Origin of the sequence: Flavobacterium foetidum (assembly GCF_004634245.1) — a bacterium.
GTDB classification, from domain to species: Bacteria; Bacteroidota; Bacteroidia; order Flavobacteriales; family Flavobacteriaceae; genus Flavobacterium; species Flavobacterium foetidum.
This window is the reverse complement of the sequence record NZ_SJTF01000002.1, coordinates 289043-314632: the sequence shown is the minus strand read 5'-3', so window position 1 is coordinate 314632 and position 25590 is coordinate 289043. Positions and strand designations below refer to the sequence as shown.

Annotated in this window: 21 protein-coding genes and 1 pseudogene; 12 read left to right on the top strand and 10 right to left on the bottom strand. The window is 33.6% G+C overall.

Annotated features, from left to right (window positions below; all coding sequences use genetic code 11):
• Nucleotides 1–36: 36 nt before the first annotated feature.
• The 10 genes and pseudogenes from E0W73_RS03675 (at nt 37) to E0W73_RS03635 (ending at nt 14630) form a co-directional block, all read left to right on the top strand.
• Nucleotides 37–3204 carry an efflux RND transporter permease subunit gene (locus E0W73_RS03675; RefSeq protein WP_135220745.1) on the top strand — a complete coding sequence of 1056 codons (3168 nt, stop codon included), beginning with the start codon at nt 37–39 and terminating at the stop codon, nt 3202–3204.
• On the top strand, nt 3197–4636 hold the full coding sequence (locus tag E0W73_RS03670; RefSeq protein ID WP_135220744.1) for a TolC family protein: 1440 nt from the start codon (nt 3197–3199) through the stop codon (nt 4634–4636). The genes E0W73_RS03675 and E0W73_RS03670 overlap by 8 nt, the downstream gene beginning before the upstream one ends.
• 296 nt (nt 4637–4932) lie before the next feature.
• Nucleotides 4933–5170 (top strand): annotated as a pseudogene (locus E0W73_RS21760) (IS982 family transposase); the annotation flags it as partial.
• 775 nt (nt 5171–5945) lie between these two features.
• Nucleotides 5946–7829, top strand: a complete 1884-nt coding sequence (locus E0W73_RS03665) for an O-antigen ligase family protein (RefSeq protein ID WP_135220743.1) — start codon at nt 5946–5948, stop codon at nt 7827–7829.
• 50 nt (nt 7830–7879) lie between these two features.
• Complete coding sequence (locus E0W73_RS03660; RefSeq protein WP_135220742.1) at nt 7880–9445, top strand: transglutaminase domain-containing protein; 1566 nt, start codon at nt 7880–7882, stop codon at nt 9443–9445.
• A 40-nt stretch (nt 9446–9485) separates the two neighbouring features.
• Nucleotides 9486–10742 carry a hypothetical protein gene (locus E0W73_RS03655; protein WP_135220741.1) on the top strand — a complete coding sequence of 419 codons (1257 nt, stop codon included), beginning with the start codon at nt 9486–9488 and terminating at the stop codon, nt 10740–10742.
• Nucleotides 10743–10863: 121 nt separating this feature from the next.
• Complete coding sequence (locus E0W73_RS03650) at nt 10864–12399, top strand: T9SS type A sorting domain-containing protein (protein ID WP_135220740.1); 1536 nt, start codon at nt 10864–10866, stop codon at nt 12397–12399.
• A gap of 29 nt (nt 12400–12428) precedes the next feature.
• Complete coding sequence (locus E0W73_RS03645) at nt 12429–13499, top strand: hypothetical protein (protein WP_135220739.1); 1071 nt, start codon at nt 12429–12431, stop codon at nt 13497–13499.
• Nucleotides 13500–13512: 13 nt separating this feature from the next.
• On the top strand, nt 13513–14019 hold the full coding sequence (locus E0W73_RS03640) for a hypothetical protein (protein WP_135220738.1): 507 nt from the start codon (nt 13513–13515) through the stop codon (nt 14017–14019).
• 86 nt (nt 14020–14105) lie between these two features.
• Nucleotides 14106–14630, top strand: a complete 525-nt coding sequence (locus E0W73_RS03635) for a hypothetical protein (RefSeq protein WP_135220737.1) — start codon at nt 14106–14108, stop codon at nt 14628–14630.
• Nucleotides 14631–14937: 307 nt separating this feature from the next.
• Here the strand turns inward: E0W73_RS03635 and E0W73_RS03630 are convergent, their stop codons facing one another.
• Together E0W73_RS03630 and E0W73_RS03625 are read right to left on the bottom strand one after the other, a co-directional pair.
• Nucleotides 14938–16647, bottom strand: a complete 1710-nt coding sequence (locus E0W73_RS03630; protein WP_135220736.1) for a tetratricopeptide repeat-containing sensor histidine kinase — start codon at nt 16645–16647, stop codon at nt 14938–14940.
• Nucleotides 16648–16700: 53 nt separating this feature from the next.
• Nucleotides 16701–16886 carry a hypothetical protein gene (locus E0W73_RS03625; RefSeq protein WP_135220735.1) on the bottom strand — a complete coding sequence of 62 codons (186 nt, stop codon included), beginning with the start codon at nt 16884–16886 and terminating at the stop codon, nt 16701–16703.
• A gap of 648 nt (nt 16887–17534) precedes the next feature.
• Here E0W73_RS03625 and E0W73_RS03620 point away from each other — a divergent pair.
• Entirely contained in the window at nt 17535–18170 is a 636-nt protein-coding gene (locus E0W73_RS03620) for a hypothetical protein (protein WP_135220734.1), read from the top strand.
• 376 nt (nt 18171–18546) lie between these two features.
• Nucleotides 18547–18912, top strand: a complete 366-nt coding sequence (locus E0W73_RS03615; RefSeq protein WP_135220733.1) for a hypothetical protein — start codon at nt 18547–18549, stop codon at nt 18910–18912.
• Nucleotides 18913–19064: 152 nt separating this feature from the next.
• Here E0W73_RS03615 and E0W73_RS03610 read toward each other — a convergent pair whose 3' ends face one another.
• The 8 genes from E0W73_RS03610 to E0W73_RS03570 all read right to left on the bottom strand — a co-directional run bounded on the left by E0W73_RS03610 (nt 19065) and on the right by E0W73_RS03570 (nt 25586).
• The gene (locus E0W73_RS03610) at nt 19065–20417 is read right to left on the bottom strand and encodes a GH1 family beta-glucosidase (RefSeq protein ID WP_135220732.1); all 1353 of its coding nucleotides are present in this window, start codon (nt 20415–20417) and stop codon (nt 19065–19067) included.
• Between the two features lie 208 nt (nt 20418–20625).
• The gene (locus E0W73_RS03605) at nt 20626–20838 is read right to left on the bottom strand and encodes a hypothetical protein (protein WP_135220731.1); all 213 of its coding nucleotides are present in this window, start codon (nt 20836–20838) and stop codon (nt 20626–20628) included.
• An 11-nt stretch (nt 20839–20849) separates the two neighbouring features.
• On the bottom strand, nt 20850–21263 hold the full coding sequence (locus E0W73_RS03600; RefSeq protein ID WP_135220730.1) for a hypothetical protein: 414 nt from the start codon (nt 21261–21263) through the stop codon (nt 20850–20852).
• Nucleotides 21264–21398: 135 nt separating this feature from the next.
• Entirely contained in the window at nt 21399–21620 is a 222-nt protein-coding gene (locus E0W73_RS03595) for a hypothetical protein (protein WP_135220729.1), read from the bottom strand.
• Between the two features lie 2 nt (nt 21621–21622).
• Entirely contained in the window at nt 21623–21910 is a 288-nt protein-coding gene (locus tag E0W73_RS03590) for a WYL domain-containing protein (RefSeq protein ID WP_135220728.1), read from the bottom strand.
• Between the two features lie 63 nt (nt 21911–21973).
• Complete coding sequence (locus E0W73_RS03585) at nt 21974–22627, bottom strand: hypothetical protein (protein WP_135220727.1); 654 nt, start codon at nt 22625–22627, stop codon at nt 21974–21976.
• A 577-nt stretch (nt 22628–23204) separates the two neighbouring features.
• Nucleotides 23205–23873 carry a response regulator gene (locus E0W73_RS03575; RefSeq protein WP_135220725.1) on the bottom strand — a complete coding sequence of 223 codons (669 nt, stop codon included), beginning with the start codon at nt 23871–23873 and terminating at the stop codon, nt 23205–23207.
• 6 nt (nt 23874–23879) lie between these two features.
• Nucleotides 23880–25586 (bottom strand): ATP-binding protein, encoded by a 1707-nt coding sequence (locus tag E0W73_RS03570; RefSeq protein WP_135220724.1) that lies wholly within the window; start codon nt 25584–25586, stop codon nt 23880–23882.
• Nucleotides 25587–25590 lie beyond the last annotated feature (4 nt).

Sequence of the window (25590 nt, the reverse complement as noted above, 5' to 3'; positions counted from 1 at the left end):
AACTTCAAATAAGTTTAATCATTTAAAAAATATAAAATGTTTAATAAATTTATTCAAAGACCTGTCTTGTCGATAGTAATATCGCTGATTATTGTCTTTTTGGGAGTTCTTTCGGTACTGAATTTGCCAATTACTCAATTCCCTACCATTTCACCGCCAATGGTCAACGTTACAGCCGATTATCCGGGATCTAACGGTGAGCTGATGATCAAATCGGTTATTATTCCTTTAGAGCGAGCTCTAAATGGTGTTCCCGGAATGAAATATATGGCTTCTGACGCAGGAAACGATGGAGAAGCTACCATAAAAGTAGTTTTTAACTTAGGAACAGATCCGAATCAGGCAGCAATTAACGTGCAGAACCGTGTGGCATCTGTTACCAACAAACTGCCGCCTTTGGTAATTAGAGAAGGTATTAAAATTACGCGTGAAGTACCAAGTATGTTGATGTATGTCAACCTTTACAGTACAGACAAAAATACCGACATGAAGTTCCTTTACAACTATGCCGATATCAATGTGCTTTCTGAGTTAAAGAGGGTAAACGGTATTGGTTCTGGAGATATCTTGGGAACTCGTGAATATGCTATGCGTATCTGGCTTAAGCCGGACCGCATGCTTGCATACAAAGTTTCTGCTGATGAGGTTATGGAAGCTTTATCAAGCCAGAGTTTAGAAGCTTCGCCAGGTAAAACGGGAGAAAGTTCCGGTAAACGTTCTCAGGCATTTGAATATGTACTGAAATACTCCGGACGTTTTACTACCAAAGAGCAATACGAGAATATTGTGATAAAGGCAAATCCGAATGGAGAGCTTTTACGATTGAAAGATATTGCTAAAATAGAATTTGGAAGCTCGATGTATGATATCTATTCTAATTTGAATGGAAGACCTTCTGCAGCCATTGTATTAAAACAATCTTTTGGAAGTAATGCCAATCAGGTTATCGAGGAAGTAAAAGCAAAACTCGAAAAAATAAAACAGAAGTTTCCAAAAGGAATGGATTATGAGATTTCGTACGACGTTTCTAAATTTCTTGATGCTTCTATCGAAAAAGTGGTTCACACTTTGGTCGAGGCTTTTATTCTGGTAGGTTTGGTAGTGTTTCTTTTCTTAGGAGACTGGCGCTCAACGGTTATTCCGGCCATTGCTGTTCCGGTTTCGCTGGTTGGAACATTTATATTCATGACCTTCTTTGATATTTCGCTAAACTTAATCACATTGTTTGCTTTGGTGCTGGCCATCGGGGTCGTGGTCGATGATGCAATCGTGGTTATCGAAGCCGTTCACGCCAAAATGGAAGAAGAACATCTTTCTCCCTATAAGGCAACTAAAAAAGCAATGCATGAAATTGCGGGGGCAATTGTCGCCATTACATTTCTTATGGCGGCAGTATTTATTCCGGTAGCCTTTATGTCTGGGCCTGTAGGTGTGTTCTACAGACAATTTTCTGTTACAATGGCCACTGCTATTATTCTTTCGGGTATTGTGGCCTTGACGCTTACGCCGGCGCTTTGCGCTATGATGTTGAAAAACAATCACGGCAAACCTAAAAAGAAAACGCCGATTAATAGATTTATTGATGCTTTCAACGAAAAATTCAATTTAGCGCAAGGAAAATATCAAAATCTTTTGGGGAAAATCGTCAATAGAAGAGCGGTTACGCTTATCGCGCTTCTTGGATTTTGTGCCGGAACATGGTTGATAAGCAGTACAGTTCCTTCAGGATTTATTCCTAACGAGGATCAGGGAATGTTTTATGCCGTGATCCAGACTCCTCCAGGTTCATCATTAGAAAGAACAAATAATATTGCAGAGAGAGTTCAAAAAATCGCTGAGGATATTGATGGAGTAAAATCGGTTTCCTCATTAGCGGGTTATGAGATTCTTTCTGAAGGTACAGGAGCTAATTCAGGAACGTGTTTGGTGAACCTTAAAGACTGGAGCGAACGTAAAGAATCTGTTTTGGAGATTATGCACGAAATGGAGGAAAAATGTAAAGACATTCCGGGTGCCAATATCGAATTTTTCCAACCGCCTGCTGTGCCGGGTTACGGTGCTGCTGGGGGATTTGAGCTTCGTTTGTTGGACAAGACAGGTTCTGGAGATTATAAAAGAATGGAGCAGGTAAACAATGATTTTGTTGCCGAATTGAACAAACAACCAGAATTGTCGAACGTATTTAGTTTTTACAGTTCAAGTTTCCCACAATACATGATGAAAGTAGACAATGATCTGGCGCAGCAAAAAGGTGTTTCTATCGAAAATGCCATGAATACGCTGTCGACACTTGTGGGTAGTAATTACGAAATCAGTTTTATCAAGTTCGGAATCAATTATAAAGTTATCGTTCAGGCGGCACCAGAATATCGTGCACAACCAGACGACATCTTAAAATTATACGTAAAAAACAATCGCGACGAAATGGTACCGTATTCTGCTTTTATGAGATTAGAAAAAGTATACGGGCTTTCAGAAATCACACGTCATAATATGTACACTTCTACACAAATCAGTGGATCTCCGGCTCCGGGATATAGTTCTGGTACTGCAATTAAGGTGATTCAGGAAGTGGCAGAAAAAAAACTGCCAAGAGGATATGACATTGATTGGGCTGGTATTTCTGCCGATGAGGTAGCGCAGGGAAATCAGGCAATCTGGGTATTCCTGATTTGTTTAGGATTCGTTTATCTGGTTTTGGCGGCGCAATACGAAAGTTTTATTCTTCCATTATCTGTTATTCTTTCGCTGCCGGCTGGTATTTTTGGCGCTTTCCTTTTATTAAAGCTGACCGGATTAGAAAACAATATTTATGCACAGGTTGCCATGGTAATGCTTATCGGACTATTAGGTAAAAATGCCGTGCTTATTGTGGAGTTTGCGATTCAGAGACATGCCGCAGGAAAAACTGTTTTAGAAGGTGCGATGGAGGGAGCAAAAGAACGTTTCCGTCCAATTTTGATGACTTCTTTTGCTTTTATTGCCGGATTATTGCCTCTTGCTTTTGCTACTGGTCCGGGTAAAATCGGTAACAGAACAATCGGAACCGCTGCTGCGGGAGGTATGCTTATAGGAACTATCTGCGGTGTATTTGTTATTCCGGGCTTGTATTACATTTTTGCCAAAATTGCCGAAAAACACAAATTGGTAAAACATGAAGAAGAAAATCCATTAACAGAAGAAATAGATAATAATCATGTATAAAATAAAATTATATCAATACAGTATTGCTTTGGGGCTTTGTCTTGCTGTGGTGGGTTGCAAAACCCCTGCGGCGGAGACAAGTGTTGCAAGCGCACCGGTTCCTGAGTCCTTCGGAAATACAAAAAATCAGGATACAGTCACTACAGCATCCATTAAGTGGAAAGATTTTTTTAAAGACCAAAATTTGAATGAACTCATTGATATTGCGCTTAAAAACAATCAAGAGCTAAATATGACGTTGCAGGAAATCGAAATTGCAAAAAATGACATCCGAGTTAGAAAAGGGCTTTTGCTTCCAACTGCAGGTATTCGTGCGGGTGCAGGAATAGAAAAAGTTGGGCGTTATACCAGCCAAGGTGCGGGCGATGCCACTACCGAAATTAAGCCGGGGGTAGAAACTCCAGATCCGCTACCTGATTTTACGGTTGCCGCTTATGCGAATTGGGAAGTAGACATATGGAAAAAACTGCGCAATTCTAAAAAAGCTGCAATAGACCGCTATTTGGCAACTATTGAAGGTAAGAATTTTGTAGTAACAAACCTGATTGCAGAGATTGCCGACTCGTATTACGAATTACTGGCTTTAGACAGTCAGCTTGATATTGTAAAACAGACTATTCAGTTGCAGTCTAATGCACTTGAAATCGTAAAAGTTCAAAAACAGGCAGCAAGAGCAACAGAACTTGGTGTTCAGAAATTTCAGGCTGAGGTTTTGACTTCCAAAAGTTTAGAGTTTGATATTTTACAAAAAATCAAAGAAAACGAAAATAAAATCAACTTTTTGTTAGGAAGATATCCACAGGAAATCAAAAGAAATCATACTGACTTTTTAGCCATGCTTCCAGCAGAAGTTAAATCGGGGATTCCATCTCAATTATTGTTGAACCGTCCAGATCTAAAACAAGCCGAATTAGAATTGGCTGCCGCTAAATTAGACGTAAAAGCAGCTCGTGCCGAATTTTATCCTTCATTGGATATTTCGGCAGCGATTGGTGTGCAAGCTTTTAAGCCATCTTATTTATTGACGATGCCAGAATCACTATTGTATTCGTTAGCGGGAGATTTAGTTGCGCCTTTAATTAACAGAAACGCGATTAAGGCAGAATTTTCAAGTGCCAATGCAAGACAGCTTCAGGCTTTGTACAATTATGACAAAACGATTTTAAATGCCTACTTAGAAGTTTCGACCCAGCTTTCTAAAATCGAAAACCTGCAAAAAGGATACGATCTAAAATCACAACAGGTTGCAGCCTTAAATACATCAATCGATGTGTCTAACGATTTGTTTAAATCGGCTAGAGTAGATTACTTCGAAGTTTTAATGACGCAAAGAGATGCTCTAGAAGCAAAATTAGAATTAATAGATACGAAAAAAGAACAATTAAACGCTGCGGTTCACGTATACAGAGACCTTGGCGGCGGATGGAAATAGTTTTGCCTGTTAATTTGTAGAGAGAAAGCCTTTTGAGAGTAAATCTTGAAAGGCTTTTTTGTGTTCTAGTAAAGTTATCAATTCATCTCAATTTTTAATTGACAAAAACTTATTCTGTTATAAATGTAGCTTTTAATGTCTCTTGGATTGTTTTACTAAATATAGATTTAAAACAATTGTAATTAATTTAAGATGCTAGTTGGTATAGCATAAAAAAAAACAGAGGTTAAGTAAATTTGTTTTGTAAACTAATAAGCAGCACATATGCTTTGTAATTACGTAAGATTAGAAGTTGGATTTATGAGTTGTTTGAGATTATAAGTTCTTATTTTAAAGATTTTTGCTTTGAAATGGAATGGATAACTGATTTATTTACAGTTGCAGTACGCAATACTATACGCATAGCCAACTGCAAAATTCTTAAGAGAAAAAAGGAGAATAAATACAGCTAGTATGTGAAACTATTTTTACGGATTCAAAGTCCAGCCACTCATTACAAAAGACAGAATTCCAATAACATTTTATTTCACACCTAGAGAACCGATAATGCAGAAACATTGGAAAAAATGAAAAACCAATAATTGCTAGTGTTTTTACAACAATATTATATTGCTATTACTTCTTTCTCTTATTCTTATTTTAAAGTTAGCTTACACTATATAGTGTCTGTCTTTCATTTGCTTTATGAATTTGGGAATGTCTATCTACTTCATGTGAATGGTTTATTTGTTAATAATGTCCAATTTGCACAAAAGTGATTAGGATTATCTAAATGCCTTTTTGTTTTCATTTGGATTCTGTTGTACGAAGATAGTGACTTCTATAATACATTTATAAGTGAGATTATTCTTGTTTTATAAATGTTAATTTTTAATTAATTTAATCGTTATTTATTTACGTTTCAATACTGCTAGCATTTAAAAACTTAAATTTTATTTTTATAAAAATGTAGTAATTATAGTAACTATTTGAGTTTTCTAATAGTTAAGACTTTCTTACTTATTTATTATTGTTAAAATATTTTTATATTTTTTATAATTAACCCCTTGTGTTATTTTATTTACAAAAATGTATATATTGCATAATCTATTGTTAAATTTGTAGGAAATAATATTATGTTTTATTTTAATTATGAAAGTTTATTCTTGTTATATAAATTGATAATTTAAATAAATTGCAGTCCATACTTGGATTAAAAATAGAAAGTAAAATACTTCTCTTTTGTCCTAAGTTAATTGTGGTCTATTCTGCATTCTAATATGACCTTGATTTGTTTCAACAAAGAAATGGATTACTTAAAATAATATAAATGCTTATTTCCTACATATTTATGAAAATGAAATTATTATTTATTTCTGATAGAATACTGCACATACTGCTTCTTGTTATGATAGCTTTCACGCTTCTCAATACCAATTATTATTATCTCTCAACAGCTACCGCATATTATGGATTCTGTTTAACTGTTTTTGTTTTTACAGTTATTTCTATTTGTCCTTTAACCACCAACAAACAATTTATCCTAAAAATGCCAATACTCATATTTGCCTTTTGGTGTTTATATGTTTTTTCTAATTATCTGATAAATAGAGCGACACTCATTTTTACAATTTACAGTATTACACTATATTTTTTACTTATTAGATCAACCACAGTTTTTAGTACGTCAAGCTTTAAATTCAAATCATTTTTTATTGGAATTGCAACAATTGCAACTATAGAATCAATTTATTGTATTTTACAGTTTTATGGAGTATTTAAAAGCGGAAATAAATTTTACAACGTTACAGGCAGCTGGAACAATCCCAATATAACGGCGATTTTTTTAGCACTTACCTTTCCTATATTCCTGTATTTATTTAAGACCCAATATAAGAAAATCATTCTCACAGGCTTTTTATCATTGCTCATTGCATTGTTGCTGCTCAAATGCAGGACAGCCTTTATCGGTATAATTTTTTCAGCAATTGTTTTTTATAGTTTAGAATACCAATTTATCAATTGGATAAGAAACCCCAAAAATCGCACTGCTACTAAAGCCTTATCAATTCTGGGGGTGCTGATTATTATTCCTTTAAGCTCTCAATTGTATAACGCCAAAAAGGCTTCGGCAGATGGGCGGAAATTTATATGGAAGGTTTCTGCTGTAATGGCGTTGGAGAAACCATTGGCTGGCCATGGCTATGGTTTTTTTGAGAAAGAATACAACTTACATCAGTCTAATTATATTAAGCAGGGAAAAGCTACAGCAGAAGAAATAGCTAATGCTGGTTCTGTAATTATGCCACATAACGAAATATTGCACAATGCTGTTGAAGGAGGCATGATAGGCTTATTACTGATTTTGCTGTTTTTCGGTTCCATTCTTTTAACATTACGGAGAAGCAAAGTAAATCAAAATGATTTGAATCCCAACACCGATTCTCATTTACAAAACAGCAATTTTATTTTAGCTTATGCCGGAATTGTATCTTTTATCGCGATGTCGATGGTTAACTCAACTATACAGATTGTACCTGCAATGTGTTTGTGCGTCATTTATACTGCCATCATTTGTAGCAGTTCTAAAAAAATGGATTTTTTTGTAAATCTAGATTTAATTCAAAATAAAAAAGCTTTTTCAATATTTTCAAAGGCAGTAATTTTTATTGCCAATTTGTATTTATTCTCTTTGGTTTGTGGAATGGCTTATGCGGACAGGCAAAACAAAAAAGCACAATTACTAAAAGAAGCAGGACAGTATGATCAAGCTTTGCTAATTATGTCCTCTTTAGAACCTTTTTTAAAAGAAGATCCAAATTATTGGAAAAACTACGGAGATATTTATTTTCAAAAGCATTTATACATAAAATCATTAGACTGCTTCAAAAAAGCGCAGATGCGAAGCACCTTGCCCGATGTTTATTATGGAATTGGAGTCTGCTATGAAAGATTAAAGCAATATCCAAAAGCAGTCCAGCACTATGAAACCCTTACGTCCTTACACCCATTAAAGTTTTCTTATCGAATGAAACTTCTAAGAGCTTATTTAAAAAATAATGAAACTTCTAAAGCGACCATCCTTGCAAATGAAATTATTCAGCTCCAGCCAAAAATCCCATCCGAAAAAGCGAATCGATATAAAAAGATATGTCGGATTTTGTTAAACAATCTAGAAAAAACAAATTCCATCCAAAAACCAACGGCTGACTAAACAAAACACTGAGAACAAATCAAATTATAAATTTATAATCAATAAGATGTATGATTAAAAAACGACAAAAAACAAGTAAGTTCCAATGTTCTATCATTCGAATCTCTAAAGTCCTTGCAACATTCTTTCTTATTCCTTTTTTAGCTAAGGCACAATATTCTGCTTATGATGTTGAAAGCGTTTTAAAAAAAGCAGGAAGCAACAGACAGGAATTGGAAAAAGCGTTGGAATACAGTAAAAATACCGGCGATCCGCTAAAAGCAAAAGCCATGCAGTTTTTGATTGCCAATATGGATATCCATTTTTCATCTGATTTCTATTGGGAAGATGCTCAGGGAAGAAAAATAGCTTACAATGAACTAGATTATCCTGATTACGCTCAAGCACAAAAAGCACTAGATATAATTAAACAGCAAAATCCGGGATGCAGAACTAAAGCAATTATTTACAAAGATATCGAAACCATCAAAGGTGATTATTTAATTCGAAATTTAGAAAATGCTTTTAAAGCATGGAACTCTTCGGCAATAAAAAAAGCTTCCTTTGATGATTTTTGCGAATACATTCTGCCCTATAGAGTTAGTGTGGAACCTGTTCAAGACTGGCGTACTGATTATTCAGAAAAGTTTGGGTGGATTAATGATCAGATTACAAAACAAGACTTCAAATCAACTTTATATTATGTAAAAGATGATTACGATATCTGGTTTACTAACACCTGGGGAGAGCAGCGAAAAGAGCCTCTGCCCAGATTAGGAGGTCTGCAGCTATTATTCAGAAAAGCAGGTCCATGTACTGATATTGCTGATTTAAGTGTTCTTACAATGCGCTCTCAAGGAATTCCTGCGTCCGTCAATGTAATTCCCTTTTGGGCGACATCAACGGGAGGACATTTTATGAATACCATTTTTGACAATACAATGAAAGCTTATAATTGCGATTTTGGTTCTAAAAATTTTGGAGAAAATTTACAAAGAGAACCTGCTAAAGTCCTTCGTTTAACTTATTCAAAAAGATCTGAAACATTAGCGAGTTTTGAAGATGTTAACAATATTCCCGAAGGTATTCTGCAACAACAAAATTATATTGACGTAACCAATGAATACTGGGAAACTTCTAATGTCAACTGCCCTTTGTATTCTTCTGCAACTGATCATAAAATTGTTTATGCCACTACATTTAACGGTCTGAAGTGGAGACCTTTTTGGTGGGGAAAGGTTGAAAATGGGCAAACAACTTTTAGCTCAATTTGCAAAAATACCGTTTTAATTCCTCACTATTATAGTAATGGAAAACTGATTCCCGCCGGGGCACCCGTGTTAGTTCGAGATAAAGGCTCAAGAGTATTGGTTCCTGATTTGGAAAATAATAGAGATGTAATAATTAAAGAAGCGGACAGATACCTCAAATTTAAAATTGGAGTAACCTACAAACTCTTTTATTGGAACAACGGCTGGAAACTTGTTGATGCGAGAGAAGTGAAATTACCTACTGCATCAATGCTTTTTACAAAAGTGCCTAAAAATTCTCTGCTTCTTTTTCTTGCAGGTGATTCCAAAAAAAAATTAGAACGTCCTTTTACTGTCGATGATAATGGAGAAAGAACCTGGTATTAAAATTTTGGAGGCAATTTAACAACAATCTTAATTTTTGAAAATGAAAAAACTATTTCTATTACTACTTATGCCTTTATTATCCCAGGCACAGCTAAGCCAAAATCTAAGTAAATATTTTAAAGCTCATATTATTTTAAAGATTGATGAAGTGAATTCAAAAGTGAATTTATCTGAAGACCAACAGTTCAAAATTGGTCAAAAACTATTGATTGCAGATAGCCTTGCCAATATTAATCTTACCAAAAACCTGAATCTTATTAATTTAAGATCTTATTATACCATTGATACTGATTTTTTAAAACCAATTTTATCCCCAGAAGAATTAGATCGCTATGGCTACGCTTTAAATAAAGACAATCGTTATTTAGTAGCACTGCAGTTTGCAATGGAATTAAATCTGGCGCCTTCACAGATTATTGCAATACGAAAACAAAATGACTCTTTGTCTGCCATTGAACAACTGCCGTTGAAAGAAACCATTCAGCTTTATAATAAAAGACTAAATAGCATTCTAGCAAAAGAACAATATGTGTCGCTGATTAAAATTATCTATCAGGAACAATCAACAGAAGACGCAAAAAAAGATTGGGTAAAAATAAAACAGTATAAACTGGTTGAAGATAAAAATGACAAAACTGAATTTACTAAAATTTTTAATTATTACTTGTCGAGAAACAGTTTTTTGGATAAAAAAGCAGAATTGTATGACAAAAAAAAAGGTGACTTTTTTGGAAAAAAAATAGCGCTTAATGAACCATCTGTATTGACACATGTAAATATACTTTCTGATGGCACTTACAAGAATAACAAATATGCGTCTGTGATAAAATATGCTAAAATAATGGAACTCGATAAAAAACAAATAGACTCTCTTTTATTTAAATATAAACAATACGAGCTAATTCGATTTGAGAATTCAGAAACTACTGCTATCCCAAAAATGGTTCCTTCAGAATACAGTGATATAACCCAAATTTTGACACCAGAACAGGTTGATAAATGGCTGATGAATAAAAATATAAGTGAAGCAAGGAAAGAAGCCATAAGAAATTGGGCGCAATTAGAAGCTGAAGGATTAATAAAAGATTTAGACAAGAAAGACACTGTTAATCAATTTTCTAACTATCATCTAAAAGTATTGGTATCCAAAGAAATAGCAAAAATGTATCACACTCCTGAAAACATTTTTAGAAGTCGTGATATAGAGAAAAAAAAGCCCGAACTACTGCAGAAACTTGATGATATAAACAGCAGTCGACTTAAAAAAAACAAAATTAAAAATTCTTTGACGTGGTAAACACAAAGTCTCTTTCAGAGAACAAAAATAAAAAGGAATTGAGTGTTAAGATGCTTAAAGATCACTTTTCTAAACTAATAAAAACTTGGAATAATTACTAACACCTAATATAAACCAATCAATGAAAAAAACTACAAAAAAAAGAGTGTGCGCACTGTTGCTTCTAGGCAGTATGCTGGCCTATTCGCAGGAAAATCAAGATCTTAAGAAAACATTCGCCTCAGCAAGACGGCAGCTTACGGAGGGCAGCAAAACCTACAATCCCAAGGCAGGTTTAGCAGTTTATCAGGAACTCGCTTCTCAGGGAAACGCTGAAGCTATGAACGGATTAGGAGTGCTCTATCTCAAGGGAATAGCTGTTGCTTCAGACGAACAGGAAAGTATTAAATGGCTAGAAAAAGCAGCTGCAAATGGTTATTCCAAAGCCTGGTATAACTTAGGGATACTATATAAAGAAATAGGTAACAACGAAAATGCTTCAAAAGCGGTAGCCTGTTTTGAAAAAGCAGCAAACGCCGGCTATATCAATGCTTATAATTCTTGGGGAAGTATGATTATGAAAGGAAATGGGGTTTCTCAAAATTACCCTTTAGCAAGTAGTATTTTCAGTAAAGGTGCTGAAAAAGGAAGCGCACACTGCCTTTATAACTTAGGATACATGTACTACAAAGGTTTTGGTTTTACGCAGGACTATAATTTAGCAGTTCAGCAATTTGAATTAGCCGCAAAAAAAAATGACCCTTGGGCAATGTATATGCTCGGTTTATGCTACCGTAATGGATATGGGGTCAGCATAGACTTAGAAAAAGCAAAAAACTACCTTAAGAAATCTGCAGCAATGGGCGTAAAACCATCTCAAATGGAACTCGATGACCCTGAAGCCGAAAATGTAAAACCTAATCAGACAAAAACCGTATCAGCGCCTATCTCAGAAATAATAACTATTAATGGGACTGATGAGCCTGGAACTTTCGTGAAAGTAAAACAACAGCCTATTAAGGAAAATATAAGTGGCCATTATTCAGGTTATTTATTGCGTTACGATTGGAGTGGGCAAAACGTCTTAAGCAGGACACCCTTAGATCTAATTCTAAAGCAGGATGGGAAGAAACTCGTTGGGGAGTGGAGGGAAACTGCTGGTGATACAGCGGTCATTAGTGCGGAAATTCAAGATGATGCCGTTGTTTTTCATAATTCTAAAATTGATAGAACAGAGCATTTTTACAAGGGAAGGCTCAATACCTATGAATTTAAGGTAGCAAAACTTCAGTTGTTGCAGATAGAGGGATTATTGTTTATGGCAGGCAATCTGCAGCTATACAACATAAGAGAACGAGAAAACGAAAAACCAATGTATTTAATTTTAGAGAGAAAACAAACCGAGGAATTGCAATCTAATCAAATAATTTCTTCGACTGTTGTTTATCCAAATCCTGTTCTAACGGAATTTAACCTGAGTTTTGATCTTGCAAAATCTGCTGACGTAGATCTGACTATTTATTATATAAATGGCACAAAGCTCTACAGTCAGGAGTGGAAAAATCTGAATGAAGGCCACCAAATCAAAACATTGGCATTAAATGCACCTGTAGGATACTATATATTGCATCTCATTTATGGTAAAGAAGTCAAAAAGCTACTATTAATAAAAAAATAAGAACTATGAAAAAAAATTATATCTTAGCTTTGACGTTCTTATTTTTGTTTATTGGGGCATCAAGTATGTATGGTCAGATAAATGGTGGAGATTTAGACGAGGTTTGTATAAATTGTGATGACGAACCTGATTCTTATAATCCTTGCGACCCGCTCAGTAGCAGTTATGATCCCTGTGTATGTAATCCTCAGAGTTGTGATTCTAACGACCCTTGTGACCTGTTTAGTAACAGTTATAATCCTTGTGTATGTAATCCCCAGAGTTGTGATTCTAACGACCCTTGTGACTACAGTAGTCAAGCTTACAATTATGATGTATGTTATGGGGTTGATAACAATTATTGTTATTATTTTCCTCAGCAATGTTACGGAAATCCAGACCCTCCAACTAATCCAAATCCAGATCCAGATCCTTGTCCAGCTGCTTCGATAGCCGCTGGAGTGGCAGCGACCAACTTGTTCAATAACAATGCAGTAACGACAACTATGTCACAAATGCCAGTATTGTTTCCAAGTAATGAGCCACCTTATTCTCAACAGTTGGAACACGGTTTTAATATTAAGAATGTAAACGGGGTGATTAGTACAACTCCAATAAGAGAGGGAACCGCTACAGGCTTGCCCGCCGCTGATTATACGATTAACGTAGTAGCTGATTTGCACGATCATCCTGCTCCTGGTACTTTTGCTCCTTCGGCGCAAGATTTGTTTGCTCTAAATACTAGAAGAAATCTTATGAGTGGTTTTACAACTTCTTATGTATCATCTTTTGATGGAAACATATATGCCTTGTATATTGATGATCCAAGTAAGTTAAACGATTTTTTTAATAACAATCCAGGATGTGTTGGAAGTGATAATAATTTTAAAGAGGGAACAACTGTTGGAGATTATTTTAGAGATGTAAATTTTGATCTGCAAAGACAAGGATATACACCACAAGAAGCCTACACTAGAGCAACTACCCTGATATTGCAGGATGCTGGGGTATCGCTATTAAAAACAGATGCTACAACAATTAATTTTAAAAAAATCGACATCAAAGTAGTTGGCAATGATATTAATGGAAATACTATTATTATAATAAACGACTGCAATTAAATAAAAAATGAAAATGAAAAAAATATTTTTTATAGTACTAATTGTTTTGGTTTCCTGTAAATCAAAGCAAGAGATTCTTAGCGCTCAACAAGAAAAAACTAAGAGCTCGAAATATAATAATCCAAATTATGAGCCTTTGCATAAATTTGAAGGAGATACGCTAAAATACTTACAAACCAATTTTTTATTGACAAATAAAGATTTTTATAAAGGCAAGCCTCTTAGTGTTTTATTAAACGATTTAGAAATCGATGTAAAAGCTTATTCAGGATCATCCGGCTGGAATATAAATTTTAATAAAAGTATATCATTAAATTTTTATAGTAAGCTACAAAAGAAAAATAAAATAAAAGAAAAAAAGAATCCTCTTGTTTTAATTATTTATTGGGAAGTTGAAATACCTCAACAAAAAGTAGTTGAATTGCTTCGCAAAAATGATGGGCGTTGGACAGAGGAAGAAAAAGAATACTATGGACAACACATCATTAAAGATATAGAAATGGTTGTTCCTAATTATTAATCTAGATTCTAGGCATTAAACAGTGCAATCCTGTTAACCGAAAGGGGTAAACTATAAAAATACAAACAATTCAACACAGGGAAATTATGGAACTCAATGCACAAATTAGAATTATAGTGATACTATTATTCGCATTTATTAGAAATTATACTGCAGCTCAGCATAAGATAGACAAGGATGTTACATTTAGCTTTAAAGGCAAAAATAACTATGCCGTTCTAAATAGTTTCCTTGGCAATTTTAAATTGGATGAAATAATTTCCGAAGACTGTACATCGATTTCGGGAATAATAAAATTTCAGATAACTCCAAACGGGAAAATTGGACCAATAATTGTTGAAGGAAATCTACCCGAAACATTAATTAAAGCTGTTGAAGCGAGGATTAGCCTTACCGAGAATAACTGGGTTTTCAGCGAATCCATTATAAAAAACAATAAAAATATTCAGTTTTACTACCCAATATATATTGAGTTGCCTTCTAAGTGTAATTTCAAAATTCATGAATCATATTATCTCCTAAAACAATTGTTTGAAAATCAAAAAGTTTTACGCATTAAGGATGGGGTTTATTACATAGAACCACTAGTATGGTATGCCGCAGTTAGATAATTATAAGAATCTAAAAAAATATTAAAAGAAGAAAGATGACCACACGGTCGTCTTTTCTGTTTGTTGATTTTAGATATTTCACAAATGCAATAAGTTTGTTAAAATTAAGAGAGAGCAAAATTCCCAGCGCTCGCACGAATCCTTTCATGGGGTAATCAGCTGGTCAAGTTTAGTTTATTTTATAAAAAAAGTAAAAAAAACTTACCACGCAAAAAGATTATTGCGGAAGCGGGTGGAAATAGTTTTACCTGTTAATTTGTAGAGAGAAAGCCTTTTGAGAGTAAATCTTGAAAGGCTTTTTTTGGTTCTAGTTTGGCAGTATTATTTTAGCCTTGAATCCTTTATCAGGTTCGGTTTCAAATTCAATACTTCCATTAACGGCCTGTAAGCGGCTTTCCATGTTTTTAAGACCGCTTTTTACAAGATTGCTTTTTTCGCAACCTTTGCCATTATCAGTATAATTTATTAAAACGACATTTGGAGTACTCTCAAATTTTATAACTACAAGACTTGCATTACTATGTTTTTTCATGTTGACCATGAGTTCCTGTAAAATTCGACTAATGGTAATTTTTTTAATGTCATCAAGAGTTTCCCAATCAATACTTTCCAGATTGCTAATCAAGACGTTTTGCTGATTGGTACTGTAAGCTGAAAGCATTTCTTTTATGCTTTTGGTAAAATCTGCCCCGGTTTCAATGCTGTCGTTTTCTTTAGAAATTCCTCTCACACGAGAATAAATATCATCCAATTTCTGCAACAGGTTTTCTTTTGTATTTTCTTTAGCCAATGGCTGAGATTCAGCAAAAGCAATTACGTTATAAACATCGTTTGCCAATTCGTCGTGAATTTTTTTGGCAATCCGAGTTTCGGTTTCGTAAGAAGTTTTGACCTTGATAGCCTTGTTTTTATTTCTAAAATAACGGATTAAAATAGCAATCAAAATGACCAAGAAAACAAAAACAATTGCAAATACAATTCTTTGGTATTTTGCTTTTTGCAACGACAATAAGTTCTCGGCTTTTTCTAGACGTAGTGTTTCATTTTCCTGTTTTTCTTTTTGGGCATCATATTTTATTTTGGCCGACTTATTTTTAAAGTTATTTCGAACCTTGATTATGCTGTCATTTAATGTGAAATATTGTTGTGTGTATTTAGGGGTTTGATTGGTATTGTCGTTTGAAATTAAAATCTGAAGCGCTTCTAATCTTTCATCAATACTATTTAATTTTGTTGCAATTTTGTAAGCTTCCGTTGCATTCTCATCAGATTTTCGAGGGTCTTTTTTTGCATAATAATCGGCTAAATGCAAATGACTTTCGATGCTTCCGTAAGTATCTTTGATTTCTTTCCTTACTTGCAATGCTTCATTCATTAAACGGAATCCTTTTTCTTCATCTCCTTTTTTAAAATAAGCATAACCTAGGTTGTCTGTAATTCTAGATTTGTCTTTGGCGAGTGAATCATCGTCTAATATTTTTTGGCTTAAGATAGCTTCTAGAATTTCAATGCTTTTATTGTACTTTTTCTGCTGAATATAAACAGCAGCAATATTACTCATAGGACCATATTTATCAGAAAGATTTGAATACTCTTTTATTGCTTCCTTATAATAAAATATAGCATCATCATAAAGAGCAAGTTCTTTATCTGCAATACCCATGATAGTATTTATTGAAGCGGTATATACACTATTTTTTTTGACAAATGGTATGGCTTCTGTTACAGTTTCCTTGCTACCGTAATAATCTCCGTTCACCTGCTGAATATCTGCTATTTCAATGAGTATATAACCTATATTGGCACTGTCTTTTAAGACTTCATACAACTTTTTAGCTTTGTTAAACTGATCAAAAGCCGTGCTGAAGTTTTGTTTTTTGTGATTTTCTATTGCTTGATTGCGTAAATCAAGTGCTTCCTTTGTTAAAGGTTCCGTATGCGTATTTGTAATCTTTTTTTCTTCACAGGAAAGAAGAGAAAGAAAAATAATAAAAAGAAAAAACGGGGAACGAAACATATAAATTTGCTTTCCCCGAAAATAGTAATTTATTAGATACTAAAATAGAATTTTTATTTATCTTCTGGAGGTGGAGGTGGTGGAACCCCATCACCCGGACCACCATCAGCATATCCTGATTTTGAAGGCTTAATATCCTTTTTAGTTTCCTTTTTTACAGGAGTCTCATACTCATCTGGTGTACAAGAAAATATGGTAAACAATAACGCAAAAGCGCTTATAAGTAATAATTTTTTCATTTTGATATTATTTAGAAATTAGACATAGGTATTGCTGTCCGGATCGGATCCAGAATTGTTATTGGCGGCAATACCAATTGATTTAGGGAAGTAGATCGTGTAGAACTGTAAGACGTAATTTATACTTCCCGAATAAACTCGGTCTTACGGATTTCTACATGGATAATTGAACTAGTTTTTGGTTTTTGTTTTAGTCTGCAGACAAAACTTGAACTAATTTCTTGTGCAAAGGAAAGACGCTTTTAGGCTATTGTAGATAAGAAATTCCCAGAATTCCCGCGTTTTCCCAAGATTCCTAAGAATTCCTGAAAATTAAATTGGACACAAAGATTTGCGTATCCAAAAAATGATTTTAAAATGTTTAAAAGTTTGTTGAAGTTGGGTTTTCATCATACTAAAAAAGATTAAGTTTAAGACACGAAAAAGATATTTAAAGCTGAAAACAATCTATGTTTTAATAGATGCAGTAAGTCTGGCAAAAGTTGGCTGGGAACTGTTAAAAAAATATAGAAAAAATATAGAATTGGAATAAAAATTGAAAGTACAGCTACGGATTTAATTGTAGAAGTCAAAAAGAAAGGCATAGAAAAAAATATTTTGGTGAAAAATAAAATTACAGAGTCAAAACAAGTTCCTAAAAATGGCAAGATGAATAATACATTAGAAGAATATAAAAAAGCAATTAAAACTAAATACGAGCTTGAAAAAGAGGGCGAATATTTTGATTTTCTATACAGCCCTTCTCGAGGAAAACTCCGCGATTTGTGCTGGCTGATTTTTGAAAATAATCCGAGTCGGGATGATCTGAATATTTTTAGAAATTTATTCTGCCTTGATTTTGATTATACTCAAAAGAATAAGTTTAAGGAACAGAAAGACAAATTCAGACCCATCGAAACTTTCTTTAAGGGCGAAACCGACCCCTCAAATATAGATGCCATAAACCTTGCCGCAGTACTGGTTGATTTTCAACCGCGGCCTTTCAAAAAATTTGTAGAAAAATGCAGAATCATGGAAGCAAATGAAAAGGAATTTGCAGTTGGGCCAATAGCAGAAGCTGAGCTAAAGAATGAAAGCATAGAAAAAGAAAATTTGGTTAATGAAAATAAAGAGTCTAAAGAATCGCCCGTACTAGGAAATCTTTTGCTTAATTTTAAAGACATATTTTCTAAAACAATAAATCAGAAAATCTATCCCAAAAAAGTAGTTACGATTGCAGTAGGAGCGGCCGCGGTAGTGTCTTCTGTCTGTTTGTATTTTGTGCAGAAAAAAGAGGAAGAATAATTTCTAAATGAAATTGGAAAGCATCTTTAAAATTAAAATGCATTTTGAAGAAAAAAGAATGGCTTTTTAGGTTGTAATTTAAATACTTAAAGAAGTTGTTTTTCGGCATATATTTACTGTTATTTACACTATAAATATAAGAATAATTTTTTGAAAAACCTACTAAAAAGGTGTTGAAAATCACTGAAATGACTGAAATTTTATGCTTTTTTTTCGAGTTTTTTTTTAATTGAAAAATGAATCAATTTCTATTTTTTTGGGAAACCGCTAAACTACGTTTTCGAATGGTTTTAACTGCGATAAAATTGCTTACATTTATAAAACATTCCAATAGATTTTTAGTTTTCTATCTTAATCAGTTTAAAAAATATGTCTTATGAAAAAGTTCTTTTTGCTCTTAATGGTATTATGCTTTTTTGGTTGTAAAAAATATGTGGTAGCATTCGAACAGCCAACGAACAACAAACTTGACAATTTAAAGCTTGAAATACTTCTGGATAAAAGTAAAGTTCAGGAAATCAACCTAAAAGCAACCAATGCACTTCCTACTTACCAAACAGCAGAACTTGCAATATCAGACGAGGGAAAACATCTGCTTCAGATTAAAGCAAAAGATACGACCTTTAGCTATCACATAAATTATCCAGAAGAAAAGTTTATCATGGTTACGGCGCATTTAAAACAGAATGGAAAGATACATATCGGGATTTTAAAGCAGGCATACCAATTTACATTTCACTAACAAAATGTTTAATAATCACCCATTGTTGTAATTCATATTTTTGTTTAGCTCAAAAAAATATACATAGGTTTGCTAATTTTACCAACGGATTAAAAAGCAGAAGTTCGCAAATCCACTTAGGTTTTGCGAACTCCGTATTATGTTTAAATGATTTAAGAAAGAAAATCCTTAAACCACAATCCAGAGTTTTTAATGGTTCTTTTCTGGGTTTCAAAATCAACGTGAATCAGACCGAAACGAGCGTTATAACCTTCGGCCCATTCAAAATTATCCGTAAGGCTCCAAACAAAATAGCCTTCTACATTTAAACCTTCTTTTTTTGCTTTTAGAATCTGCTCCAAATTATCCTGAATAAAATGGGTTCGTTTTATATCGTATACTTTTCCATTGGTAACTACATCAGGAAAAGCGGCTCCATTTTCTGTGATAATGATTTTTCGGATTCCGTCATAATTATTGAATTTTTTCAAAATATGATACAACGCCGGCGGGTAGACTTCCCAGCCCATTTCGGTTGAAATCACATTTCTTTTCTCGGCGCTTACCAGTTCGGCACCAATGTATGGAGTAAGAAGAGAATATTTTACAACTTCGCGCGTGTAACACTGAAGGCCTATAAAATCAAAATCGAAGGCGAGATTGTTTAAGTCGTCTTCTAAAATGTATTTATGCAGTTTTTTTAGAACCGGAAGATCATTTTGCGGATATCCCAATCCTAAAATTGGCTCTATAAAAGTTCTGTTCAATAAAGTATCTACACGTTTTGCGGCATCGATATCTTTTTGGCTTTCTGTCGCCGGCTCGATATGAGTACAAGAAAATGTGGTTCCGATATTGGCATGCGGAATCCTGTTTCGGATTATTTTTGCGCCTGCGGTAGTTGCCAGCGTAACATGGTGCATGGCTTTTAGGTAATTGGTGATTCCTTTTTTTCCCGGTGCATGAATACCGAGAAAATAACCAGCTCCTGTAAATACCGAGGGTTCGTTTATTACCATCCAGTTTTTTATTCGATCTCCAAAATGCTGTACGCAAACCTCGACATATTCCTTAAACCAAGAAACAGATTCGCGGTTTGTCCAGCCGCCTTTTATTTCAAGCGCATGCGGCAGATCCCAATGATAAAGCGTAATCCAAGGTTCGATTCCAGCAGCTATCAATGCATCTATGACATTGTTGTAATAATCGATTCCTGCCTGATTTACAGGATGAACGCCAGTAGGCATAATACGAGGCCAGCTGATAGAAAACCTAAAATTCGGAATGTTTAATTCCTTAATTAAATCAATATCGTTCTGGTAGCAGTTGTAGAAATCGCAGGCAGTCAGAGCATGATGTCCGTTTTTGATTTTTCCTTTTTGAGAAGTAAAAACATCCCAAATAGACGAACCTTTTCCATCAGAATCATGCGCTCCTTCAATTTGGAAAGCGGCGGTAGAAACACCCCACAAGAAATCTTCACCAAATTGGTTTTTGTTCAAAAATGAGCTTTCAATTTTATTCATTCAATCGTAATTTCCTTTTGTTGTGCGTGGTTATTAGTGAAGGAAAGAAGATTGCATAGCTCTTAAAAAAAGCCATTCTTTGAAAGAGATTAGGAATTTTAGGTTAAAGAATTTCATAACGATTAGTTTTTATTCAAATTAATAAAACTAATGTGAAATAATTGTAAAGTCATTATTATCAAACGATTAAAAAAAATAAAGGGAAGATTCAATCTTCCCAGGCGCAAAGTGTTAGGCCGTAACCTTGAGCTTGTTTGAGCGATGTTTTTACAATTTCGCTTCGGCAGGAACTTAAGCCTCGGCAAGTTTCTTTAAGATGGTATTTTTTCGCTCCAGAAGAACCGCACAGGTAAACCTTTTTCTCCTGTGGTCTAAATGAAGTTAAAAAAAATAAAATTAGCAGAATAAGCGTATGTTTCATGTTATTGATTTTTATTTTACGACTAAATTGTATTCGTTTCCTTGTTTGTCAAGTGCTTTAAGCTTTCCGTGCGAAACCCATTCGGTATTGATTTCGATTTCAGCAACCGTATCACCAATTAAAATTCCAGCTCCGTATTTTCCTTCAGTATTAATATTTCCAAAAACAGAATCACCTCTGAGGTTAATTCCTTTTACATCGTAATTGTATTTGTAATGCCCAGGATTTCCGGTTCTGTATTCGTATTTGTAAGTAGTGTTTACATGATATGTTTTGGCTTCTTCCGGCGTGATTGTTTTGCGATCGTCTGCAGTTATTACAGGTCTGTAAAACGAATTGACCTGTAAGGTTGGAGGAGGAGCATCAGCTTTTTTGCAGGAAATGAAGAGGAAGAAAAAAAATAAAAGGGAGTAATTTTTGGGCATAGGCGATATGTTTAAGAATTTGTAACTTTTTGGATAAAAATAAAATACGTTCAAATCAATGTTTAACGGTAAAATTATTATATAAACAATACCATTAAACCATTCAAATTAAATATCAAAAACTGGCATTAATTATTAGTCATATTTATATTTTACATGTAAATTAATATAGGTATTGAGGCCAGAACCTTTTTGAGCAAGTAATTTCATATTATCAACATGTTTTTGTCCGGCTTTTCCAGTATAGCTATATTGATATATTTTTGCATTACCACTGAATTTTACGTGTATGCAGTCCAATCCAATTGAGTAAGCATAAACTCCGGAGCCTCCACTTCTATTTGCATATCTTTCCATAATCATATTTCGTGATAAATTTTAGACATTCCTTTATCTCCGCGCTTATAATCGCTTTGAGGGTTAAAAGTTTCCTCAGAAACCTCAATATTGTCAGCTTTTTCAAGATCGTACATTTTCCATCCCATTTTTCGTGAAGAAGAATAACCATCAATTTGGTAAGCTCTTATAGCTTCATTTCCAGCAGTTGTAAGTCCATAACAATGTGGTTCTACAACTCTCAATTTTCCATCGTAATAAAATTCAATTACATTCTGATTTTTAATTGCTTTAATAATTTGATTGTTCATTGTTTTTGGTAGTGTTAAATCTAATTAGAATTAGTAATTTTAAAATACGTGTTTATACCTGATTTAATTAAAAGTCATTAATTCTGAGTCAATTGGAGAATCAATTTCATAATAAGTATAGTCGTTGTCGTACTTGTACCATTTGTAATTGACTCTAGTAAATCGAAACATTTTTAATGCTTCCTGAAGTGTTTCTTGAGTTTGTGCTTTATTGCCATTATCAGCAAAATACCCTCCTGTGAATTGGATAGTTTTATTCTTTTTACCTAAAATTTCTGTTTCAATATTTTCTTTCCACAATTTTTGGTAAATAGCTTTAGTATAGGCTTTTCTTAAAATTGGAAATTCTCTTATTTGAATGTTTTTTACTTTTTTTTCTAGTTCTTTCCCTAGAGCTTGAACTTCACTGTTTTCTGAGACTAATGCTTCATTAATAGTTTTTGCCCATGCAGCAAAAAGAACTAATTCCATTTGAGCAGCTTCAACTGTATTCCTATAAGTTGAAAAATCAACTCCTTTTTCTATAGAAGCCAGTTCTCTTTTTAATTGAGCAATCTGACTTGGTATGTCTTTTTCTTTTTCCGCAGCTGAAGGAGTTGAAGTCAATGTATCTGTAGAACTTTCTGATTTTGTTTCATCATCTCCACTTCCAAATGCAATCATGATAAATCCTGCAAGGATTAATGCAGAGAATAAGTGTTGTACTTTTCTTTTCATTGTTATATTAAATTTATAGTTATTGATTTTCGATAAAAGACAAAAGGTAATAGTGTCGCAATTATATAAAGTAGGAGATCTGACAAATCGAAAGTTCCTGGAACAAGTTTTAGAATTTGGGCTAATTCAGATGATATAGAGATTGTTGGAATAATAAAAATCCAAAATAGATTTTCCTTTTTTATTTCATTATTCCATAGCAACAAAATGAAACTCATATATGAAAACAACCATAATCCATCAGGAAGCGAGTATAAAATGATGTCAGGTAAGCTCTTTGAATGATGAAATGTGAAACTTCTAAGTCTGTTTATTGTATTTAATAGATTTAATTTTTTGAACCAAACAAACATTTTTAGGTCTGAAGTTCTGAACAAAATGTATATCAGGCTTCCAATAAGTAATGTAAAGATGTGCCCTATATATAGTTGTTTGGTTTTCATTGTTTTTAATTTTAACAATCCAAAAGTAACCCCAATCAAAACCAGTATATTACGGAAAACCATAATCGGAAAAAATTAAAATAAAGAAATAAAAAAAGCTCCCGAAGGAGCTTTTAGTATTGAGAATCAAAAGTTTAGATAATTCCCATGTCTTTGACAATCGAAACCAAATGCACGGTATTATTGGCCTTAAAAAAGTCTTTCAGTTTAGAAAGTCTTTTTTCGACTGCACTTTTGCTGTGGGGTTTTGTATCGGTGCTTTTAAAGATTTCTATTATTTCATCTTGTGAAGTTCCAGAAGCTAAATATTTTAGAATTTTGATATCTGTGTCATCAATTTCGTAATTGTTTTTTTGGTTTAATGCAGAAGCTATTTCGGGTGAAATAAATTTCTCGTCTGAACTAGAAAGTATCTGAATAGCCTTTTTCAAATCTGTGATACTGTTTCTGCCTTTTAGGACAAAAGCATCAATTTCAGAATTTTCGAAAAGTGACTTAATACGAGGATTTTTATCTTCGATAGAGTAGGCAATGATTTTTAAATTGGGTTGTAGCTCACGAACTTTCTGGATTAATTCGTCTCCGCTTCCGAGTTTTACTTCACGATGATCTTTTTTAAACGAAAGATCGCTAATCAATAAATCATAAGGTTTATTGTCTTGAATAGCTATTCTTATTTTGGTTAGAGCATCATCACAATATTTTGCATGCTGAAAATCAACAATATTAAAATCATCTAAAGTTTGTTTGACCGCTAAATTGAATTCTTCAAAATCTTCTGCTAAAATTACTTTTTTGAACATAGGCTTTTATTTAGTCATTGTTATTTTTACTTTAAAACCTTTATCAGGTTCAGTGTCAAAAGTAATAGTTCCGTTGGTAGCCAAAATACGGTTTTCCATATTTTGTAAACCATTTTTTATAATTTTTGCTTTTTCGCAGCCTTTTCCGTTATCCGAATAATCTATTGACAAGTTGTTTGAATTATTTTCAAACTTTACGACAACTACAGTTGCTTCACTATGCTTTTTCATGTTCACCATCAATTCATGCAAAACACGCTGTATGGCGATCTTTTTAAAATCTTCAATAGAGTTCCAATCTATTCTTTCTATGTCCTTGATAATAACATTCGTTTGATTGCTATTATAGGTAGAAAGCATCTCTTTTAAATTAGCGGCATAATTTGGTCCGGTGTCTACATCATTGTTTTCGCGAGAAATACCCCGTACACGACTGTAGATATGATCGAGTTTTTGCAGTAACATTTCTTTATTGTCTTCATTTACCAAAGGTTGCGTCTGTGTATAGGTAATGGTATTGAAAACATCATTGGCTAATTCGTCATGAATATCTTTAGCAATTCTGGTTTCGGTATCATAAGCCGTTTTGATTTTCTCGATCCTATTTATTTTGCGATAGTATTTTCTAAGATAAAATATTAAGATGCCTAAAAAGCAAAAAATAACGATAAATAAAAATTGTTTGAATTGAGCTCTTTCAAGAGACAATTGGTTTTCTGCTTTTTCTAAACGCAGTTTCTGATTTTCATCTTTTTCTTTTTTCGAGTCGTATTTTATTTTGGCAAATTTGTTTTTAAAGTTGTTTCTGATTTTGATAATGCTGTCGTTTAGCGTAATGTATTTTTGTGCATAGTGATTGCTTTCAGTACCCGAATTATTCAAGATTAAAAATTGAAGTCCTCTTAATCTCTCGTCAATACTGTTTAGTTTTGTGGCGGTTTTATAAGCTTCTAAAGCGTGTTGATTGGCCTTTTTAGAATCTATTTTACTAAAATATTCTGCTAAGTGAAGATTGCTTTCAATGCTTCCATAAATATCATCATCTTTTTTTCGCATTTCAAGTCCTTCATTCATTAATGAAAAACCTTTGTCATTTAGTCCTTTTTTAAAATATGCGTAGCCTAGATTATCTTTAATTCTTGCTTTACTTAGTATAGCCGAATTACTATCTTGCACTTTGTTTAAAATAGCTTCTAAAATAGTAATTGCATCATCATATTTTTTTTGTTGAATGTAAACAACTGCAATATTACTAAAAGGTATTTGTTTTGTTATCGAGTCGGTACAATCCTTCATTGCTTCCTTATAATAGTAAATGGCGTCATTGTAAAGTGCAAGTTCTTTATCGGCAATGCCAAAAAAAGTATTTATCGAGACAGTATAAATATCTCTTTTCTTAATGTAGGGTAATGTTTCGGTAAGTGTTTCCTTGCTTCCGTAGTAGTCTCCGTTGATTTGCTGTATAGAAGCCATTTTTGTGAGGCAGAAGACAATATTGGCACTGTCTTTTAACGTTTCGTAGGCTATTTTTGCTTTATTGAAATTATAGAAAGAGACATTGAAGTTTTTCTTATCAAAGTTTTCAATTCCTTTTTGGCGGAAATTAATAGCATCTTTTTTACTGGGAGGTATTTTGGTAACAATGGTTTTTTTCTCCTCACAAGAAAGAAGAAAAATGAAAATTATAAAATAAAAAATCGGGGATCGTAACATAAAA

Bases quoted from the DNA above. Each gene is read 5' to 3' on its own strand.
- E0W73_RS03670 (WP_135220744.1), top strand. From the start codon at position 3,197: ATGTATAAAATAAAATTATATCAATACAGTATTGCTTTGGGGCTTTGT.
- E0W73_RS03635 (WP_135220737.1), top strand. From the start codon at position 14,106: ATGGAACTCAATGCACAAATTAGAATTATAGTGATACTATTATTCGCA.
- E0W73_RS03620 (WP_135220734.1), top strand. From the start codon at position 17,535: ATGAATAATACATTAGAAGAATATAAAAAAGCAATTAAAACTAAATAC.
- E0W73_RS03640 (WP_135220738.1), top strand. From the start codon at position 13,513: ATGAAAAAAATATTTTTTATAGTACTAATTGTTTTGGTTTCCTGTAAA.
- E0W73_RS03575 (WP_135220725.1), bottom strand. From the start codon at position 23,873: ATGTTCAAAAAAGTAATTTTAGCAGAAGATTTTGAAGAATTCAATTTA.
- E0W73_RS03625 (WP_135220735.1), bottom strand. From the start codon at position 16,886: ATGAAAAAATTATTACTTATAAGCGCTTTTGCGTTATTGTTTACCATA.
- E0W73_RS03610 (WP_135220732.1), bottom strand. From the start codon at position 20,417: ATGAATAAAATTGAAAGCTCATTTTTGAACAAAAACCAATTTGGTGAA.
- E0W73_RS03570 (WP_135220724.1), bottom strand. From the start codon at position 25,586: ATGTTACGATCCCCGATTTTTTATTTTATAATTTTCATTTTTCTTCTT.
- E0W73_RS03595 (WP_135220729.1), bottom strand. From the start codon at position 21,620: ATGGAAAGATATGCAAATAGAAGTGGAGGCTCCGGAGTTTATGCTTAC.
- E0W73_RS03665 (WP_135220743.1), top strand. From the start codon at position 5,946: ATGCTTATTTCCTACATATTTATGAAAATGAAATTATTATTTATTTCT.
- E0W73_RS03660 (WP_135220742.1), top strand. From the start codon at position 7,880: ATGATTAAAAAACGACAAAAAACAAGTAAGTTCCAATGTTCTATCATT.
- E0W73_RS03650 (WP_135220740.1), top strand. From the start codon at position 10,864: ATGAAAAAAACTACAAAAAAAAGAGTGTGCGCACTGTTGCTTCTAGGC.
- E0W73_RS03590 (WP_135220728.1), bottom strand. From the start codon at position 21,910: ATGAACAATCAAATTATTAAAGCAATTAAAAATCAGAATGTAATTGAA.
- E0W73_RS03675 (WP_135220745.1), top strand. From the start codon at position 37: ATGTTTAATAAATTTATTCAAAGACCTGTCTTGTCGATAGTAATATCG.
- E0W73_RS03600 (WP_135220730.1), bottom strand. From the start codon at position 21,263: ATGCCCAAAAATTACTCCCTTTTATTTTTTTTCTTCCTCTTCATTTCC.
- E0W73_RS03585 (WP_135220727.1), bottom strand. From the start codon at position 22,627: ATGAAAAGAAAAGTACAACACTTATTCTCTGCATTAATCCTTGCAGGA.
- E0W73_RS03630 (WP_135220736.1), bottom strand. From the start codon at position 16,647: ATGTTTCGTTCCCCGTTTTTTCTTTTTATTATTTTTCTTTCTCTTCTT.
- E0W73_RS03655 (WP_135220741.1), top strand. From the start codon at position 9,486: ATGAAAAAACTATTTCTATTACTACTTATGCCTTTATTATCCCAGGCA.
- E0W73_RS03615 (WP_135220733.1), top strand. From the start codon at position 18,547: ATGAAAAAGTTCTTTTTGCTCTTAATGGTATTATGCTTTTTTGGTTGT.
- E0W73_RS03605 (WP_135220731.1), bottom strand. From the start codon at position 20,838: ATGAAACATACGCTTATTCTGCTAATTTTATTTTTTTTAACTTCATTT.